Annotated in this window: 17 protein-coding genes; 2 read left to right on the forward strand and 15 right to left on the reverse strand. The window is 70.8% G+C overall.

Translation table 11 applies throughout. The features are described 5' to 3' along the window. Window positions 1–219: 219 nt before the first annotated feature. Window positions 220–1236: a sigma-70 family RNA polymerase sigma factor gene (locus ACFV5H_RS26300; protein WP_385197579.1), complete on the forward strand. Its 1017-nt coding sequence runs from the start codon at window positions 220–222 to the stop codon at window positions 1234–1236. On the opposite strand, the gene ACFV5H_RS26305 is transcribed toward ACFV5H_RS26300, so the two are convergent. Then, window positions 1120–1515: an STAS domain-containing protein gene (locus tag ACFV5H_RS26305; protein ID WP_385197523.1), complete on the reverse strand. Its 396-nt coding sequence runs from the start codon at window positions 1513–1515 to the stop codon at window positions 1120–1122. The genes ACFV5H_RS26300 and ACFV5H_RS26305 overlap by 117 nt on opposite strands. Window positions 1516–1643: 128 nt before the next feature. On the opposite strand from ACFV5H_RS26305, the gene ACFV5H_RS26310 reads away from it, so the two are divergent. Further along, window positions 1644–2564, forward strand: coding sequence for an AEC family transporter (locus tag ACFV5H_RS26310; RefSeq protein ID WP_385057318.1), 921 nt, complete (start codon window positions 1644–1646; stop codon window positions 2562–2564). 1 nt (window position 2565) lies between these two features. On the opposite strand, the gene ACFV5H_RS26315 is transcribed toward ACFV5H_RS26310, so the two are convergent. The 14 genes from ACFV5H_RS26315 to ACFV5H_RS26380 form a co-directional block, all read right to left on the reverse strand. Next, window positions 2566–3156, reverse strand: coding sequence for a Uma2 family endonuclease (locus ACFV5H_RS26315; protein WP_385197525.1), 591 nt, complete (start codon window positions 3154–3156; stop codon window positions 2566–2568). A gap of 74 nt (window positions 3157–3230) precedes the next feature. Beyond that, window positions 3231–4508, reverse strand: a complete 1278-nt coding sequence (locus ACFV5H_RS26320) for a thymidine phosphorylase (protein WP_385197581.1) — start codon at window positions 4506–4508, stop codon at window positions 3231–3233. Between the two features lie 100 nt (window positions 4509–4608). Further along, window positions 4609–5022: a cytidine deaminase gene (locus ACFV5H_RS26325; RefSeq protein ID WP_385057314.1), complete on the reverse strand. Its 414-nt coding sequence runs from the start codon at window positions 5020–5022 to the stop codon at window positions 4609–4611. Further along, window positions 5019–6293 (reverse strand): ABC transporter permease, encoded by a 1275-nt coding sequence (locus tag ACFV5H_RS26330; protein ID WP_385057312.1) that lies wholly within the window; start codon window positions 6291–6293, stop codon window positions 5019–5021. Before ACFV5H_RS26330 ends, ACFV5H_RS26325 begins: the two co-directional genes overlap by 4 nt. Beyond that, complete coding sequence (locus ACFV5H_RS26335; protein ID WP_385057310.1) at window positions 6290–7414, reverse strand: ABC transporter permease; 1125 nt, start codon at window positions 7412–7414, stop codon at window positions 6290–6292. Before ACFV5H_RS26335 ends, ACFV5H_RS26330 begins: the two co-directional genes overlap by 4 nt. Beyond that, window positions 7414–8973 (reverse strand): ABC transporter ATP-binding protein, encoded by a 1560-nt coding sequence (locus ACFV5H_RS26340; protein WP_385057308.1) that lies wholly within the window; start codon window positions 8971–8973, stop codon window positions 7414–7416. Before ACFV5H_RS26340 ends, ACFV5H_RS26335 begins: the two co-directional genes overlap by 1 nt. 201 nt (window positions 8974–9174) lie before the next feature. Continuing rightward, window positions 9175–10224: a BMP family protein gene (locus ACFV5H_RS26345; RefSeq protein WP_385197526.1), complete on the reverse strand. Its 1050-nt coding sequence runs from the start codon at window positions 10222–10224 to the stop codon at window positions 9175–9177. 260 nt (window positions 10225–10484) lie between these two features. Continuing rightward, window positions 10485–11534 (reverse strand): BMP family protein, encoded by a 1050-nt coding sequence (locus tag ACFV5H_RS26350; RefSeq protein WP_385057304.1) that lies wholly within the window; start codon window positions 11532–11534, stop codon window positions 10485–10487. A gap of 383 nt (window positions 11535–11917) precedes the next feature. Beyond that, a complete protein-coding gene (locus ACFV5H_RS26355; protein WP_385057302.1) occupies window positions 11918–13147 on the reverse strand; it encodes a M20 family metallopeptidase in 1230 nt (409 codons plus the stop codon). A gap of 301 nt (window positions 13148–13448) precedes the next feature. Beyond that, the gene (locus ACFV5H_RS26360) at window positions 13449–13853 is read right to left on the reverse strand and encodes a type II toxin-antitoxin system VapC family toxin (RefSeq protein ID WP_344557582.1); all 405 of its coding nucleotides are present in this window, start codon (window positions 13851–13853) and stop codon (window positions 13449–13451) included. 9 nt (window positions 13854–13862) lie between these two features. Continuing rightward, window positions 13863–14102: a hypothetical protein gene (locus ACFV5H_RS26365; protein WP_385197527.1), complete on the reverse strand. Its 240-nt coding sequence runs from the start codon at window positions 14100–14102 to the stop codon at window positions 13863–13865. Between the two features lie 82 nt (window positions 14103–14184). Further along, the gene (locus ACFV5H_RS26370; RefSeq protein ID WP_385197529.1) at window positions 14185–15249 is read right to left on the reverse strand and encodes a hypothetical protein; all 1065 of its coding nucleotides are present in this window, start codon (window positions 15247–15249) and stop codon (window positions 14185–14187) included. 49 nt (window positions 15250–15298) lie between these two features. Then, the gene (locus tag ACFV5H_RS26375) at window positions 15299–16237 is read right to left on the reverse strand and encodes an N-acetylneuraminate synthase family protein (protein WP_385057297.1); all 939 of its coding nucleotides are present in this window, start codon (window positions 16235–16237) and stop codon (window positions 15299–15301) included. Between the two features lie 14 nt (window positions 16238–16251). Continuing rightward, a complete protein-coding gene (locus tag ACFV5H_RS26380; RefSeq protein ID WP_385197531.1) occupies window positions 16252–17475 on the reverse strand; it encodes a cytidylyltransferase domain-containing protein in 1224 nt (407 codons plus the stop codon). Between the last annotated feature and the right edge of the window lie 7 nt (window positions 17476–17482).

Below are 17482 nucleotides of genomic sequence, written 5' to 3' on the forward strand. Positions count from 1 at the left end.
CGCCGGAGGGGCTGAAATCAGCCCCTCCGGCGTTTGAGGAGCGGAGGTTTCGAGGGGGGAGCGCCCCCGGGATGGGACGGGTAGGGGCGGCGAGGGCGAACCACTCCTACGTCGACCCCCCTGACCTGCACGTTCATCCGCACGGCGGGCCGTTGTCAGTGGGCTGCGGTAGCTTCCGAAGTGGTGGACCACGACGACACCACATGGGGTGGGTGGACGATGACGAACGGCGCCGCGACGACGACCGACCTGGACGCCGGGCTGGAGGCGTACCGGGTCGAACTGACCGGGTACTGCTACCGGATGCTGGGCTCCTCCTTCGAGGCGGAGGACGCGGTGCAGGACACGATGATCCGCGCCTGGCGCAGCTTCGAGAAGTTCGAGGGCCGCTCCAGCCTGCGCTCGTGGCTGTACCGCATCGCGACCAACGTCTGCCTGGACATGCTGACGGCGGGCAACAAGCGGGCGAGGCCGATGGATCTGACCGAGTCCACCCCGCTGGCGCGGGCGGCGCTCTCCCCCCGCCCGGACAGCACGTGGCTGGAGCCGATGCCCGACTCCCGGGTGCTGCCCACGCCCGCCGACCCGGCGGAGGCGGCGGTCGCCAAGGAGTCGGTGCGGCTCGCCTTCATGGCCGCGCTGCAGCAGCTGCCGGCCAAGCAGCGGGCGGTGCTGATCCTGCGCGAGGTGCTGGCCTGGAAGGCGAGCGAGGTCGCCGAGCTGCTGGGCACGTCGGTCGCGTCGGTCAACAGCGCGCTCCAGCGGGCCCGGGCGACGCTCGCCGAACGGCAGCAGCCGGGCGCCGACGCGTCGGTCTCCGACCCGCTGGACGAGGAGCAGCGGAAGCTGCTCGATCGCTATGTCGCGGCGTTCGAGGGGTACGACATGTCGGCGCTGACCGCGCTGCTGCACGAGGACGCCGTCATGACGATGCCGCCGTTCGACCTGTGGCTGACCGGCACCGAGGACATCACGGGCTTCATGACGACGCTGGGCGCCGCCTGCTCGGGGTCGCGGCTGATACCGGTGGAGGTCAACGGGCTGCCGGGGTTCGCGCAGTACAAGCCGGACCCGGAGGCCGGCGGCTTCACACCGTGGGCGGTCCAGGTGCTGGAGATCTCAGACGGCCGGATCACCGGGTTCCACTGCTTCCTCGACACCGAGCGGTGGTTCCCGCTGTTCGACCTGCCCCTCCGTCTCGAAGCGGAGGCCGACCAGGTCGAGCAGCGCGCATAGCGCCGGGGAGGGGTCGCGCAGCCGTATCCGGCCCCCGGCGCGGCGGGCGGTGAGCTGGAGCCGCGCGAGCAGGTTCACGGCGGCGAGACCGGCCGGCCCCAGCCCGGCGACATCGCACACCACCACCCGGCCCGAGCCGCCACCGCCGCCGTCCATCAGCGCCCGCAGCGCGTCGCAGGGCCCGCTCACCTCGTCCGGGGCGAGAGGGCCGTCGAGCACGAGTACGGGCGGTGTCATGGCGTCCACGACCGGTAGACCGGGCGGCGGCGCGTAACTCATCGCGAGCGTACGGCGCCGTGAGGATCACATTGACCTGGAAGCGGCCCTCCACGGAGGGTTGGCTGTATGTGCCATAGATCATCCCCGCCCGCGGTGTCCGTTGCCCTTCGCGTCCGCGAGGAGCCGCCGTGCAGGGGGTGCTGAGCGGGTTCCTGGTGATCGCCGTCGTCATCGGCGTCGGCTATGTCATCGGCCGCCGGGGGCATCTCGGCGCACAGGGCCGCGAGGTCCTGACGAAGCTGGCGTTCCATGTGGCGTCCCCGGCGCTGCTGTTCACCACGCTCGCGCAAGCCGATCTGTCGGTGGTCTTCTCCAGCCGCCTCCTGGTCACCGCGCTGAGCACGGCGGCGGTGGCGGGCGTCTTCGTCGCGGTGGGTGTCGTACGGGGCTGGGGGGTGGGCCGCACCACCATCGGCGCCCTGTGCTCCAGCTACGTCAACTCCGGCAACCTGGGCATCCCGATCGCGGTGTACGTGCTGGGCGACGCCTCGCTCGTGGCGCCGGTGCTGCTGTTCCAGCTGGTCGGGGTCACGCCGGTCGCGCTGACGATCCTCGACCTGTCGACGGCGGGCGAGAAGCAGCCGCTGTGGCGGCGGCTGCTGACCCCGTTGCGCAATCCGATCGCGGTGGGGTCGCTGGCGGGGGTGGCGGTGTCGGCGGCCGGGGTCGAGATACCGGGGCCGGTCTGGGACCCGGTGACCCTGATCGGCAACATGGCGGTCCCCGCCGTACTGCTCGCCTTCGGCATCTCGCTGCGCGGCAGCACCCTGCCCCTGCGGGGCGGTGACCGCGGTGCCGTCCTGCTCGCCGTGGCGCTGAAGGCGGTGGGCCAGCCCCTGGCCGCCTGGGCCCTGGCGGTCGGCGTCTTCGGGCTGCGCGGGGCGCACCTGCTGGACGTGGTGGTGACCTCGGCCCTTCCCGCCGCCCAGAACCTCTTCACGTACGCGAGCAGCTACCGGGTGGGCGAGAAGCTGGCCCGGGAGGCGATCCTGGTCTCGACGGTGCTGTCGGTGCCGGTTCTCGTGGTGGTGGCGGCGCTGCTGGGGTGAGTCAGGTCTCCGGGAACTCGCCGGTGTCGATGACGAGGTCGAAGGGGGCGGGGAGCTTGATCGGCTCGCCGAACTTCGCCGTGCTCAGCACGCGGTAGGCGCCCATCTCCGGCACACCGTAGAGCGTGCACCTCGGTCCGCCCGCCGCCAGGCCGTCGATCAGCAGGTGGAGCGGCACGCCTGCGGCAGCGTACCCCTCGGTCTTCGCCGCCCGGTCGGTGCGCGCGGTGGCCTTCGAGGTGATCTCCACTACGAGCGCGGTCACCATCGCGGGCAGGAAGCCGTCGTCGCGCCTGTGGTGCGCTCCCTCCGGTACGACTGTGATGTCCGGCAGGTAGATCCCGAGCCGGGACGGCACGGCGACGGGGCAGCCCTGATGAACTCCCCAGGACTCGGGGACCGTCTCGCAGAGCCGTCGGTGCACCCGAGCGGCGATGACCTGGTGACGAACCCTGACGAGAGGTGCCACGGTGACGAGCCCTTCGACGAGCTCCACCCGGCAGCCCTTGGGGGCCTCCGTCCGCTGCCAGAGCCAGAGCAGTTCGTCCCACTCGTTGTCAGCATTGATGTAGTCGCCGTCCAGTACGTCCATGAGGTCATCCAACATGCCGAACGGGACCGGTGGGGGTCCACCGATCCCGTTCATCCGAAGGAGGAAACTCCAGGTCAGGCGATACGTTCCAGCACGACCGGCGTGGCGGAGAAGTCCGTGCCGGGGGCCTCGATGTCGTAGGAGCCCTCGATCGACCGGAGCGCGTAGTCGAAGCGGTCCGGGGTGTCCGTGTGGAGGGTCAGGAGGGGCTGGCCCTCCGTCACGGTGTCGCCGGGCTTGGCGTGGAGTTCGACGCCCGCACCCGCCTGGACCGGGTCCTCCTTGCGGGCACGGCCCGCGCCGAGGCGCCAGGCGGCGACGCCGATGCCGTAGGCGTCGAGGCGGGTCAGGACACCGGAGGACGGGGCCTTGACGACGTGCTGTTCCCGGGCGACCGGCAGTTCCGCGTCCGGGTCGCCGCCCTGGGCCGTGATCATGCGGCGCCAGACATCCATGGCGGAGCCGTCGGCGAGGGCCTTCGCCGGGTCGGCGTCGCGCAGGCCCGCCGCGTCCAGCATCTCGCGGGCCAGAGCGAGGGTCAGCTCGACGACGTCGGAGGGGCCGCCGCCCGCCAGGACCTCGACCGACTCGCGGACCTCGAGGGCGTTGCCGGCGGTCAGGCCGAGCGGGGTGGACATGTCGGTGAGGAGGGCGACCGTCCTCACGCCGGAGTCGGTGCCCAGGCCCACCATGGTGCGGGCCAGTTCGCGGGCGTCGTCGATCGTCTTCATGAAGGCGCCGGTGCCGACCTTCACGTCCAGGACCAGGGAGCCGGTGCCCTCCGCGATCTTCTTCGACATGATCGAGGAGGCGATGAGCGGGATCGCCTCGACCGTGCCCGTGACGTCCCGGAGGGCGTACAGCTTCTTGTCCGCCGGGGCCAGTCCGTCGCCCGCCGCGCAGATCACGGCGCCGGTGCCGTCCAGCACCGACAGCATCTCCTCGTTGGAGAGCAGCGCGCGCCAGCCGGGGATCGACTCCAGCTTGTCGAGCGTGCCGCCGGTGTGGCCGAGGCCGCGGCCGGAGAGCTGGGGGACGGCCGCGCCGCAGGCCGCGACGAGCGGGGCCAGCGGGAGTGTGATCTTGTCGCCGACGCCGCCGGTGGAGTGCTTGTCGGCGGTGGGGCGGGACAGGGACGAGAAGTCCATGCGCTCGCCGGAGGCGATCATCGCGGCCGTCCAGCGGGCGATCTCGCCGCGGTTCATGCCGTTGAGGAGGATCGCCATGGCGAGGGCCGACATCTGCTCGTCGGCCACCTCCCCGCGGGTGTACGCGTCGATCACCCAGTCGATCTGCTCGTCGCTGAGTTCGCCGCGGTCCCGCTTGGTGCGGATGACGGAGATGGCGTCCATGGCCATGGCTGGCGTTCCTTCCGGAGGTGCGAAGGGTGCGGCCCCTCCGGTCGACGGTATCGACGGGTGTCGACAGCCGCTCGGAGGGGCCGTACGGGAATTACTTGGTGAGGTGCTGAGGGCCGAAGGCCTGGGGCAGCATCTCCGAGAGCGGCAGGATGCCCGCCGGGGTCTCCAGGAGCAGACCGGGGCCGCCGAACTCGTACAGCAGCTGGCGGCAGCGGCCGCACGGGACGAGGATCTCGCCGTCGCCGTCCACGCAGGTGAAGTGGGTGAGCCGGCCGCCCCCGGTGCGCTGGAGCTCCGAGACCAGTCCGCACTCGGCGCACAGGCCGAGTCCGTACGAGGCGTTCTCGACGTTGCAGCCGGACACCGTGCGTCCGTCGTCGACCAGGGCCGCCACGCCGACCGGGTAGCCCGAGTAGGGGGCGTAGGCGTGGGACATGGCGTCCCGTGCCACGGCGCGCAGCGCCTCCCAGTCGGTGTCGGCCGCGGTGGACCCGGAGGAGGTCACTTGCCCTGTCCCTTCCGGTACGGCATGCCGTCCGCCTTGGGCATGCGCAGCCGCTGGGCGGAGAGGGCGAGGACGACGAGGGTGATGACGTACGGCGTGGCGGAGACGACCTGGTTGGGGACCTCGTTGGTGGTGGCGTACCAGGTCCAGACGAGGGCGCCGATGATCAGGGTGATCACCGCGTTGACGTACTTCTTGCGGACGGCCAGCCAGATCGCGCCGATGACCAGCAGCAGCGCGCCGAGCAGCAGCAGGGCGTGCACGTTGGCGGAGCCGCCGCGCAGGTTGAGGCTGTCGGTGTAGCCGAAGAGGCCGGCGCCGATGGCGAGACCGCCGGGCATCCAGTTGCCGAAGATCATCGCGGCGAGGCCGATGTAGCCGCGGCCGCTGGTCTGGCCCTCCAGGTAGAAGGGGTTGGCCACGATGGAGAGGAAGACGCCGCCGAGGCCGGCCAGGCCGCCGGAGATGATCACGGCGAGGTACTTGTACTTGTAGACGTTGACGCCGAGGGACTCGGCGGCGATCGGGTTCTCGCCGCAGGAGCGCAGGCGCAGACCGAAGGCCGTGCGCCACAGGATCCACCAGGTGGCGGGGATGAGCGCGACGGCGATCAGGGTCAGCCAGGAGACGTCGGTGACGAGTCCGCCGAGCAGGCCGGCGACGTCGGAGACGAAGAACCAGCCCTTGTCGTTGAGGTCGCTCAGCGCGTCGGACAGTCCCGGCACGGTGAAGTGGCCGAGGGATTCGACCGCCGGGGACTGCTTGGCGGAGCCGCCCTGGTGGCCCTCGAAGGCGAGCGGGGCGAGGTAGCGGGTGGCGCCGAGGGCGAGGATGTTGATGGCCACACCGGAGACGATGTGGTTGACGTTGAAGGTGACGGTGACGATCGCGTGCAGCAGGCCGCCGAGCGCGCCGCCGATGATGCCGACGAGGACGCCGGTCCACGGGCCCCACTGGAATCCGGCCCAGGCGCCGAACCAGGTGCCGAGGATCAGCATGCCCTCGAGGCCGATGTTGACGACGCCCGCGCGCTCGGCCCAGAGGCCGCCGAGACCGGCGAGGCCGATCGGGACCGCGAGCTGGAGGGCGGTGGACATCTGGCTGACGTTGGTGATGCCGTCCGCACCGGTGACGATGCGGACGATCGAGACCAGCGCCAGGGCTCCGGCGATGACCAGGAGCAGTACGGGCCACGACATGCGGCGGCCGGTCGGCGGTGCGTGCTCCAGCGACGGCTGGTTGACGTCGGTCGCTGTGGTCGGAGCGGTCATCGGCCGGCCACCTCCTTCGTGGTGTTGTTGTCGGCGCCCAGGACGTGACCGGCGGCGAGCTCCGCGCCGACCCGGCGCTGCTGGCGGCGCAGGCCCCACTCGCGGACGGCCTCGTAGGAGACGACGACCGAGAGGACGATCAGGCCCTGCATGATGACCGCGATCTCCTTGTCGTAGCCGTGGAAGTCCAGCTCGGGCGAGGCCTTGTCGAGCCAGGCCCACAGCAGGGCGGCGAAGGCGATGCCGACCGGGCTGTTGCGGCCGAGCAGGGCGATGCCGATGCCGAGGAAGCCGATGCCGGTGGGGAAGTTGAGGTTGTAGGTGTGGGAGTCGCCGAGGAGGATCGGCAGGCCCGCGAGGCCGGCGATGGCGCCGGAGAGCAGCATGGCGGTGAGGACCATGCGCTTGGGGTCGACGCCGCTGGCGGAGGCGGCGGACTCGGAGGCGCCGGAGGCGCGCAGGTCGAAGCCGAAGCGGGTGCGGTTGAGGGTGACCCAGTAGCCGATGCCGAGCAGGACGGCGAGGACCACCAGGCCGTAGATCTCGCCGGCCGCGCCCATGTCGATGCCGGGGATCCAGCCGGACTCGTGCATCTCGCCGGTGGTGCTGTTGTTGCCGATCTTGACGCCGAAGACGTCCGGCTTCCACATGTAGACGATGAGCGAGGTGGCGATCGCGTTGAGCATGATCGTGGCGACGACCTCGCTGACGCCGCGGGTGACCTTGAGGACACCGGCGATGCCGGCCCAGAAGGCGCCGGTGAGCACGGCGGTCAGCAGCAGCAGCGGGACCTGGAGGAACGCCGGGAGGGCGGCGTGGGCGCCGACGACGGCGGCCATCATGGCGCCGAGCTGGTACTGGCCGTCGACACCGATGTTGAACAGGTTCATGCGGAAGCCGATGGCGACCGCGAGGGCGGCGATGTAGTACATCGAGGCCTGATTGATGATCAGGACCTGGATGTCGGAGAAACCGGCCTGCTCGAACATCAGGGCGAACGGTTCGACCGGGTTCTTGCCCGAGGCGATCAGGACGATCGCGCTGAGCACGAAGGCCACGGCGAGCGCGATGACCGGCCCGGCCACCGCGAGGAGTACGCGCTCCTTGTCGAACTTCTTCATCAGCGGGCCTCGTCTTCCGCACCCTGGCCGCCGTCGGCCGGGGTCTCTTCGTGCTCCAGGTGGCCCTCGGCGGCGCCGGTCATGGCGGTGCCGAGTTCCTCCGGGGTGATGGTGGCCGGGTCGGCGTCCGCGACCAGCTTGCCGTCGTAGATCACCCGGAGGGTGTCGGACAGGCCGATGAGCTCGTCCAGGTCGGCGGAGATCAGCAGGACGGCCAGGCCCTCACGGCGGGCCTCGCGGATGTGGTCCCAGATGGCGGCCTGCGCGCCGACGTCCACACCGCGGGTGGGGTGGGAGGCGATCAGGAAGCGCGGCTTGTGGCTCATCTCGCGGCCGACGATCAGCTTCTGCTGGTTGCCGCCGGACAGGGAGGCGGCGGTGACGTCGATGCCGGGGGTGCGGACGTCGTACTCGGTGACGATCCGGCGGGTGTCCTCCTGGGCGGCCTTCGGGTCGAGCCAGACGCCCTTGGCGTTGGGCTTCTCGGTGACGTGGCCGAGGATGCGGTTCTCCCAGAGGGGGGCCTCCAGGAGCAGGCCGTGGCGGTGGCGGTCCTCGGGGATGTAGCCGATGCCCTGTTCGCGGCGCTTGCGGGTGGCCCAGGAGGTGATCTCCTCGTCGGCCAGCCGGATGACACCGGCGTCGGCGTGCTTCAGGCCGATGAGGGCGTCGACCAGTTCGGTCTGGCCGTTGCCCTCCACGCCGGCGATGCCGAGGACCTCGCCCGCGTGGATGGTGAAGCTGATGTCGTCGAGCAGGGCCTTGCCGCCGGGGGCCGCCAGGCGCAGCTTGTCGACGGTGATGACGGGGCGGTCGGTGACCGTGGACTCGGCCGTCTCGGGGGTGGGCAGCTCGCTGCCGACCATCAGCTCGGCGAGCTGGCGCGGGGTCGTCTCGGCGGGGACGGCCGTGCCGACCGTCGTACCGCGGCGGATGACGGTGATGTCGTCCGCGACCGAGAGCACCTCGCCCAGCTTGTGGGAGATGAAGATGACCGACAGGCCCTCGGCCTTCAGCTCGCGCAGGTTGTCGAAGAGGGCGTCGACCTCCTGCGGCACGAGGACGGCGGTGGGCTCGTCGAGGATCAGGGTGGTGGCGCCGCGGTAGAGGACCTTGAGGATCTCCACGCGCTGGCGGGCGGCGACGCCGAGCTCCTCGACCAGGACGTCGGGGCGGACACCGAGGCCGTAGCGGTCGGAGAGCTCCTTGATCTTGCGGCGGGCCCTGCCGCCGATGCCGTGGAGCTTCTCGCTGCCGAGGACGACGTTCTCGAGGACGGTGAGGTTGTCGGCGAGCATGAAGTGCTGGTGCACCATGCCGATGCCGCGGACGATGGCGTCGGCGGGCGAGGAGAAGCTGACCTGTTCGCCGTGGATCGCGATGGTGCCCTCGTCCGGCTTCTGCATGCCGTAGAGGATCTTCATCAGGGTCGACTTGCCGGCGCCGTTCTCGCCGACGAGGGCGTGGACGGTGCCCTTGCGGACCGTGAGGTGGATGTCGTGGTTGGCGACGACGCCGGGGAAGCGCTTGGTGATGCCGGCGAGTTCGACGGCGGTCACCGAATCGTTGACCGCCGCTCCGGCCGGAGGGCTGCTGGACGCGTTGATGACGCACTCTCCTGGGGACGGGGGCCGTCTACGCGCGTAGCGCCCCTACGGCATGCAAAGGGGTGGCGCACTCGACCGACGGGGTACGAGGAGCCTGGCTCCTCGTACCCCGTCGAGCGGACGCGACCCCGGGTGGTTCAGGGGTGACTTGCCTCAGCTCGACTTGACCTTGATCTCGCCGCTGATGATCTTCTCCTTGGCCGTCTCGATGGCTTCCTGGAGCTCGGCGTCGTCCGCGAACTTCGGGTTGGAGTTCGACAGGCTCACCTCACCCGTCTTCAGATCGCCCTTGACGATACCGGTCGTGGGCGTACCGTCCTCGACCGACTTCGCCAGGTTGTACACGGCCTTGGCGACGTCCTTCATCGCCGAGGTCAGGATCGAGTCCTTGTACTTGGCGAGGGCTTCCTGCTTGTACTGGTCGGAGTCGACACCGATCGCCCACACCTTGTTGGCGGCGGCGGCCTCGATGACACCCTGGCCGGACAGGCCGGCGGCCGCGTAGACGACGTCGGCCTTCTTCTCGATCTGGCCCTCGGCGGCGCTCTTGCCCTTGTCGGGGCTGGAGAAGCCGCCCTCCTCCGCGGTCTGCGTCAGGAACTGCGAGATGACCTTGACCTTGGGGTCGGTGTCCTTGACGCCCTGCTCGAAGCCCGCGCGGAACTTGTGGATCAGCGGGATGTTCACACCGCCCACGAAGCCGACCGTGTCGGTCTTGGTGGTCTTGGCGGCGGCGACACCGGCGAGGTAGGAGGCCTGCTCCTCGGAGAAGACCAGGTCGGCGACGTTCTTCGCCTCGATCGTGGCGTCGTCGACGATGCCGAAGGTGGTGTCCGGGAACTTCTCCGCGGCACCCTTCACGGCGGCGGCGTACGCGTAGCCGACACCGACGACCGGGTCGTAGCCCTGCTTCGCCAGCGAGACCAGGCGCTGCTCCTTGTCGGCGTCGGTCTCGCCGTCGGTGGGCTCGACGTCGGCCGTCTCGTAGCCGAACTCCTTCTTCGCCTGCTCCAGACCCGCGTACGCGGCGTCGTTGAAGGACTGGTCGCCCTTGCCGCCGACGTCGTACGCGATGGCGAGGCCCTTGTCGCCCTTCGAGTCCGAGGAGCTCGAAGAGGTGGAGGTGCCGCCGCAGGCGGAGAGGGCGAGGGCCAGGGAGGCGGTCGCTGCGCCTGCGACCGTGATCCGGGAAATCCGGCGCATGTGTGGTGCTCCTAGTCGTACAAGCGCCGGGACGTGTTCAGCTGCGGCGCTGGCTTTGCCGCAGATTAACGCGCGTAGACCTGCCTGAAAACCCCTTCTGTCCACCTTGTTATGCGGCCGTGGCCAATACGGCGTCGAGCGATGGGCAGGGCGTTGCCGGGCGCGAACGGAGGGTGGCGGTGGGTGAGCGGACACGGGAACGACGGAGAGGGCCGGCACCCGGTGGGCCGGCCCTCTCCGTGCGTGTGCACCGGGTCCGGCTACTCCGTCTCGACCTGGATGGAGCCGTCGATGATGCCTTCCTTGGCCTTGGTCACGGCGTCCGTCAGGCCGGGGATCTCGGCCATCTTCGGGTTGCTCTCGGACAGGCCGACGCCGTTCACCTTGAGGTCGAAGACCTGGGTGCCGGTCAGCGGCTTGCCGTCCTTGACGGACTCGGCCAGGGCGTACACCGCGCCGCCGACGTCCTTGAGGGCGGAGGTGAGGATGTAGTCCTTGTGAGCGGCGAGGGCTTCCTGCTTGTACTGGTCGGAGTCGACACCGATCGCCCAGACCTTCGCCTTGGCGGCGGCCTCGATGACGCCCTGGCCGGAGAGACCGGCCGCCTGGTAGATGACGTCGGCCTTCTTCTCGATCTGGCCCTCGGCGGCGGCCTTGCCCTTGTCGGGGCTGGAGAAGCCGCCCTCCTCCGCGGTCTGCGTCAGGTACTGCGGGATCACCTTGACCTTGGGGTCGGTCGCCTTCACGCCCTGCTCGTAACCGGCCTGGAACTTGTGGATCAGGGGGATGTCCACACCGCCCACGAAGCCGACGATGCCGGTCTTGGTGGCCTTGGCGGCGGCGACGCCGGCGAGGTAGGAGGCCTGCTCCTCGGCGAAGACGAGGGAGGCGACGTTGTCGCCCTCGACGACGGAGTCGACGATGCCGAAGGTGGTCTTCGGGTACTTCTCGGCGACGGCCTTCATCGCGGGGCCGTAGGCGAAGCCGACGCCGATGACCGGGTTGTAGCCCTGGCGGGCCAGCGAGGCCAGGCGCTGCTCCTTGTCCGCGTCGGTCTCGCCCTCGGTGGGCTCCACGTCGGCGGTCTTGTAGCCGAACTCGTCCTTGGCCTTGGTCAGGCCGGCGAAGGCCGCGTCGTTGAAGGACTGGTCGCCCTTGCCGCCGATGTCGTAGGCGATGGCGAGGCCGAGGTCTTCCTTGGAGCCGCCGCTGTCGCCGTTGTCACTGCTGGTGCCGCCGCAGGCGGTGGCGGCCAGTGCGAGCGAGGCGACCCCCACCGCGACGCGGGTCAGTTTGGATATCCGACGCATCTGAAGTTCCCCATTCTCCAAAGCCCCGCAGTGGGCGCTCGGTTCGGCGCACATTAACGCGCGTAGACACTCCTGGGAACGGGGTTGAGCGGGGCCGTTATCCATTCGTGCCGGTGGCCGGTTACGTCCTTGTGAACCAGGGGGCCGTACGAGGCCGTACGGGGTCGAAGCGGGCGATCGGTGCGGGGAGCGCGGGTGTACGCGGCCCACGCTGCCTCTGGTGCGGGGGGCGCGCAAGCGGAGCGGGTGGGAGAGGTGGTGGTGGGGACCGGTTGGGGGGGGTGGGGGCCCGGGGGGGGGGTTTTCGCCCCCGCCGCCCCTTCCCGTCCCGAACCTGGGGCTCCGCCCCAGACCCCGCTCCTCAGACGCCGGAGGGGCTGTCTTCAGCGCAGGGCGTCCAGGAGGGCCGCGCCGGTGAAGAGTTCCACTCCTACGGTGATGGCGTGTTCGTCCACGTCGAAGTCGCCCTGGTGCAGGTCGCGCACGGTGCGCTCGCCCGGGGGGCGGACGCCGAGGCGGGCCATGGCGCCGGGGACGCGCTCCAGGTACCAGGAGAAGTCCTCGCCGCCGAGGCTCTGTTCGGTGCCCTCGACGGAGTCGGCTCCGCGCCGGGCGATCATCGCGTCGCGCAGCAGCTCGGTGGCGCCGGCCTCGTTGACGACCGGCGGGACGCCGCGCACGTAGGTGATCTCCGACTTGGCACGGTGCAGGTTGGCCACCTCGTCGATGGCGGCGACCACGATGTCGGGGGCCTGCCGCCAGGTCTCCAGGTCCAGGCAGCGCACGGTGCCGGACAGCTCGGCGTGCTGCGGGATGACGTTGGGCGCGTGGCCCGACTCGACCCGGCCCCAGGTCACGGCGAGTCCGCTGCGGCTGTCGACCCGCCGGCCGACCAGCGCGGGCACGTCGGTGACGACCCGCGCGGCGGCGGTGACCAGGTCGGTGGTCAGGTGCGGGCGGGCTGTGTGGCCGCCGGGGCCGTCGAGGGCGATCTCCAGCCGGTCGCAGGCGGAGGTGATGGCGCCCTCGCGCAGTCCGATCTTCCCGGCGTCGACGCGGGGGTCGCAGTGCACGGCGAGGATCCGGCCGACGCCGTCGAGTCCGCCGTCCTCGACGACCTCGGCGGCGCCGCCGGGCAGCACCTCCTCGGCGGGCTGGAAGATCAGCCGCACGGGACGGGGCAGCAGGCCCTGGCGGTGCAGTTCGGCGAGGACCAGGCCGGTGCCGAGCACGACGGTGGTGTGCACGTCGTGGCCGCAGGCGTGGGCCCGGTCGGGCACGGTGGAGCGATAGGGGCAGTCGGCCTTCATGTCGGGGATGGGCAGGCCGTCGATGTCGGCGCGCAGGGCGAGCATCGCCGAGTCCGTGCCGGCCTCGTCGTCGGTGCCGATGTCACAGATCACGCCGGTGCCGCCGGAGAGGACGCGCGGCTTCAGACCGGCCCGCTCGAGGCGTTCCTTGATCGCCGCGGTGGTGCGGAACTCCTGGTGACCGAGTTCCGGGTGCATGTGCAGGTCGCGCCGGAAGGCCACGAGTTCGGCGCGCAGGGCCTCGGGCAGCGCGCCGGGGAGCACCGCTCCTCCGGGGAGATCGATCTCGGACTCCAGTGACATCAGTGGTTTCACCCTTTGAAGAGTAGGGCGCCGGAGCCGTCCACTGACCCCCGATCAAGAAAAATCAGCCCGTTGGGGGGAGAAAATCCGGCTGCCCTACGCATAGCCGTGTATTGAGGTGGGTACACTCACCGCCTTTTTGCGAGGGTATAGGCCGTTGGCCTGCCGGTCCATGAGGTCGATCACAATCCGGGACATGGTTCCGGCACCCGTCCACTCCTCACGGTTACCACGATCGGCCGAAGGCACGCGGGCGGGTTCATTCGGCGGATGCCGGCAGGCGACGGCTGCTGTTCGGCTGCTATTCGGCGCCGAGCACGCGAAGGCCGTGGTGAAGGCGGAAGTCCTCGTAGTCCTTGAGGTTGAGGGTGGCCAGCGGCAGGTCGTAGGTGAGGGCGCTGGCGGCGATCCACATGTCGTTGGTGGGACGGGGTCGGCCACGCTGTATCCCGGCGGCGGACAGTCGCCCCCAGGTGGTGGCGACGGCTTCGTCACCCGGAAGGACAGGGACGTCGGCGAGCCAGTCGGCGAGTTCCTGGCGGCTTCGGGTGCCCCAGTGACGGATCTCCATCCACTTCGTGAGTTCACCGTAGGTCACGAAGGTGATCAGCGGTTTGCGGCCGATCAGGCGGGTCGCCAGTGGTCCGGTCAGCTTGCGCTTGTGCAGCAGGGAGGCGACGTCGGTGTCGAGGACGACGGGTTGCATGCGGCAGGCTCAGGCGGCGTCGCGCCGACGCTCGGCGTAGGTGAAGGCGAGGAACTCTTCCAGCTCCTCGTCCGACTCGAAGGTGTCGGCGGCGAGGTCGTCCAGGGAACGGATCGGCTGTGTGTTCTTCGCCGCCAGCAGCTCCTCGACCGACACGCGTGGCCTCGGTTGTGGATAGCCGAGGCCTTCGGGTGCGGGCGTGCTCATCAGGACCTCCAGCGGGGCGAGAACCGGCTCCACGGCCAGCATACGGGCGCTCTCACCTGGTGACATCAGGTTTCGCCGACACGAGCGGGCACCCGAACACCTGCCCCCTTCCGGCGCCGGGAACTCAGACCGCCGGCACCGTCCGCAGGTGGTGGGCGGACCTGGCCGTGTCGGTGACGTTGGCCAGGAAGCCCTGGGCTCGGGGGGAGGCGTGCTTGGTCAGCCAGGCGGGGTCTATGTCGCACACCACGACGCGGACGCCGGTGCCGGCGAGGGCCAGCGGGAGGGTGTGGACGACCGTGGAGGGGAAGCTGAGGACGGTGGCGCCGACGGGGCCGCGCCGGGCGACGATCTCCAGCGGGAGCTCGGGGCGGACGATCTCCAGTCCCGTCTCGACGGCGAGCCGGTGGAGTTTCTCCGTGCTCTCGCGGCGGTGGGCGAAGTAGCGTTTGGCGCCGTGCGTGGCGACCAGGGAGCGTACGGCCTCCAGGTAGGCGTCGGCGTCCACCACGCCGGTCTCCACCAGGGACGTGCCGACCATGTCGGCGCCCCGGGTGACGCGGGGCGGGCCGAAGCGGTCCCGGGTCCAGGTGAAGGTGTGGGAGCTGACGGTGACGCCGGGCGGGGTGTCCTCCATGGGCATGGAGGTGAAGACCTCCACCGTGCGCTTCTCGCCGGGGGTGAGCCGGCGCCTGGCGGCGGCGGACACGGGGGCGAGGACGAGTTCGCGGGGGCCGGGCCGGCCGCCCTTGCGGTGCCAGCGCACCAGGCGTTCGCCCCGGGCCAGCTGGCCGACGAACTCCATGGTCGCGGTGCCGTCGTCGACGACGACGACCTCACGGGCGCGGGTGATCGTCAGCAGCAGCTGGACGTAGCGGGAGAAGGGGTCGCCGAGGACGACACGGGTGGCCCGGCGGAGCGGGGCGGTCAGACCGCCGACCGTCTGGAACGGTGCGCCCGCTCCGCCCCGCGCCTCCTCCCAGCGGACCTCGTGTCCCTCCTCGCGGGCCAGCTCCGCCATGCGGCGCAGCTGGCCGCGGGTCATGGGGTCGACCGGGGACAGCACCACGAGGGTGAGCCCCACGCCGGGCGCATGCGCGTGCGCCCACTCCAGCACGTTGAGCAGTTGTACCGGGCTCTCGACGAAGGCGAGAGTGTGGGGGCCGGGCCGGCCGGCGCGGGGGCTCATCGACGTACGACCGTTCCCGTCGTCGTAAGGGATGGGTGGGTTCGGTTGCTCAGACGGCGAGGGGCTCGCCGGCGGCGGTGGCGATCTCCGCCTCGGCGACCACGCCGGTGACGCGGCGCAGCTTCTTCATCGGGCCGAGCTCGGAGTCGTAGACCTTCTTGACGCCGTCACCGAGGGAGGCCTCGATGGTGCGGATGTCGCGGACCAGGCGGGTCAGGCCCTGCGGCTCGACGGAGGCGGCCTGGTCGGAGCCCCACATGGCGCGGTCGAGGGTGATGTGGCGCTCGACGAAGACGGCGCCGAGGGCGACGGCGGCGAGGGTGGTCTGCAGACCGGTCTCGTGGCCGGAGTAGCCGATCGGGACGTTCGGGTACTCCTGCTGGAGGGTGTTGATGACGCGGAGGTTGAGCTCCTCGGCCTGCGCCGGGTACGTCGACGTGGCGTGGCACATGAGGATGTTGTCGCTGCCCAGGACCTCGACCGCGTGGCGGATCTGCTTCGGGGTGGACATGCCGGTGGAGAGGATCACCGTACGGCCGGTGGCGCGCAGGGCGCGCAGCAGCTCGTCGTCGGTGAGGGAGGCGGAGGCCACCTTGTGGGCGGGGACGTCGAACTTCTCCAGGAAGGCGACGGCCTCGGTGTCCCACGGGGAGGCGAACCAGTCGATGCCCTTCTTCTTGCAGTAGGCGTCGATCTGGCGGTACTCGTCCTCGCCGAACTCCACGCGGTGGCGGTAGTCGATGTACGTCATCCGGCCCCAGGGGGTGTCGCGCTCGATGTCCCACTGGTCGCGCGGGGTGCAGATCTCGGGGGTGCGCTTCTGGAACTTGACCGCGTCGCAGCCGGCCTCGGCGGCGGCGTCGATCAGCTTGAAGGCGTTCTCGATGTCACCGTTGTGGTTGATGCCGATCTCACCGGTGACGTACACGGGGCGGCCGGGGCCGGCCTCGCGGGTACCGAAGGTGCGGATGCGGGAGTTGGTGCTCATGGCCTGGCGTTTCCTTACTTGGGGAGGGAATCGAGAGAGGGACCGAGGATCCAGCCGGCGATCTCTCGGATCGCGCCGTCACCGCCGGGGAGGGTGGTGACCGCGCGTGCGGCGCCGCGTACGACGTCGTGGGCGCTCGCGACCGCCACGGGCCAGCCGACGAGGGCGAAGCACGGGAGGTCATTGACGTCGTTGCCGACGTAGAGCACGCGCTCCGGCGCGATGCCCTGCTCCTCGCACCACTGCTTCAGTGCGAGGTCCTTGCGGTCGATGCCGTGCAGCACGGAGAGCTTGAGCTTGCGTGCGCGGGCGGCGACGACCGGGTTCTGTTCCGTGGACAGGATGAGCAGCTTCAGGCCGCTGCGGCGCAGGGCCGCGATGCCGAGTCCGTCCCCGCGGTGCACGGAGACGAACTCCCGTCCGTCGGAGTCGATCAGCACCCGGTCGTCGGTCTGGGTGCCGTCGAAGTCGAGGACGACCGCGTCGATGTCGTCGGCGGTCGGGAGTGCACCGGGCCGCTCCGCGTCGAAGAGCGGGGCGAGGGCGCGGGCCCGGGCGAGGTCGTGCGGGTCGTCTATCTCCAGCACGCGGGCCGGGTCGGTGCGGACGAGTTCGGTGCGGCCGAAGAAGCGGTGCTTGTGCTCGCGGAAGCCGGCCGCGCCCATGGCGTAGGCGGCGCCGGTCTCCAGGAGGTCCTGGGGGCGGTCCTGGCGGCGGGGGCGGAAGGACTTGTCGTGGTTGACGCCGTGGCCTCCGGCGGCGGTCGTCGTCCCGTCCGCCGCGTCGCGCCAGACGAAGCCGTGGAACGGGGCGACCGTCACCGCCGTGTCGGCGCCCTGGTCGACGACCGCGCCGGCCACCCCGTCGATGTCCTCGCGGAGCAGGAAGGGGCTGGTGCACTGCACGAGCAGGACGACGTCCACGGGGGCGCCGTGCAGGGCCTCGTGGGTGTCCATGGTGTGCAGGACGGCGGCCTCGGAGGTGGCGGTGTCGCCGGCGATGGCGGCGGGCCGCAGCACGACCTCGGCGCCGGCCTGCCGGGCGGCGGCCGCGATGGCCTGGTCGTCGGTGGAGACGACGACGTCCGTGACGTACCGGGAGGCGCGGCACTCGCGCACGGCGCGCGCCACCAGGGGGACGCCGCCGACGGGGGCGAGGTTCTTCGCGGGTACGCCCTTGGAGCCGCCGCGCGCGGGGATCACGGCGAGCACCCGGCGCACCGTCGGCGGGTTGGACATGGGATCA

Origin of the sequence: Streptomyces sp. NPDC059787 (assembly GCF_042732315.1) — a bacterium.
In the GTDB taxonomy this organism is placed as follows: domain Bacteria; phylum Actinomycetota; class Actinomycetes; order Streptomycetales; family Streptomycetaceae; genus Streptomyces; species Streptomyces atrovirens.

Bases quoted from the DNA above. Each gene is read 5' to 3' on its own strand.
- ACFV5H_RS26355 (WP_385057302.1), bottom strand. From the start codon at position 13,147: ATGTCACTGGAGTCCGAGATCGATCTCCCCGGAGGAGCGGTGCTCCCC.
- ACFV5H_RS26370 (WP_385197529.1), bottom strand. From the start codon at position 15,249: ATGAGCCCCCGCGCCGGCCGGCCCGGCCCCCACACTCTCGCCTTCGTC.
- ACFV5H_RS26350 (WP_385057304.1), bottom strand. From the start codon at position 11,534: ATGCGTCGGATATCCAAACTGACCCGCGTCGCGGTGGGGGTCGCCTCG.
- ACFV5H_RS26330 (WP_385057312.1), bottom strand. From the start codon at position 6,293: ATGACCGCTCCGACCACAGCGACCGACGTCAACCAGCCGTCGCTGGAG.
- ACFV5H_RS26315 (WP_385197525.1), bottom strand. From the start codon at position 3,156: ATGGACGTACTGGACGGCGACTACATCAATGCTGACAACGAGTGGGAC.
- ACFV5H_RS26360 (WP_344557582.1), bottom strand. From the start codon at position 13,853: ATGCAACCCGTCGTCCTCGACACCGACGTCGCCTCCCTGCTGCACAAG.
- ACFV5H_RS26345 (WP_385197526.1), bottom strand. From the start codon at position 10,224: ATGCGCCGGATTTCCCGGATCACGGTCGCAGGCGCAGCGACCGCCTCC.
- ACFV5H_RS26375 (WP_385057297.1), bottom strand. From the start codon at position 16,237: ATGAGCACCAACTCCCGCATCCGCACCTTCGGTACCCGCGAGGCCGGC.
- ACFV5H_RS26305 (WP_385197523.1), bottom strand. From the start codon at position 1,515: ATGAGTTACGCGCCGCCGCCCGGTCTACCGGTCGTGGACGCCATGACA.
- ACFV5H_RS26380 (WP_385197531.1), bottom strand. From the start codon at position 17,475: ATGTCCAACCCGCCGACGGTGCGCCGGGTGCTCGCCGTGATCCCCGCG.
- ACFV5H_RS26320 (WP_385197581.1), bottom strand. From the start codon at position 4,508: ATGGACGCCATCTCCGTCATCCGCACCAAGCGGGACCGCGGCGAACTC.
- ACFV5H_RS26365 (WP_385197527.1), bottom strand. From the start codon at position 14,102: ATGCTGGCCGTGGAGCCGGTTCTCGCCCCGCTGGAGGTCCTGATGAGC.
- ACFV5H_RS26300 (WP_385197579.1), top strand. From the start codon at position 220: ATGACGAACGGCGCCGCGACGACGACCGACCTGGACGCCGGGCTGGAG.
- ACFV5H_RS26335 (WP_385057310.1), bottom strand. From the start codon at position 7,414: ATGAAGAAGTTCGACAAGGAGCGCGTACTCCTCGCGGTGGCCGGGCCG.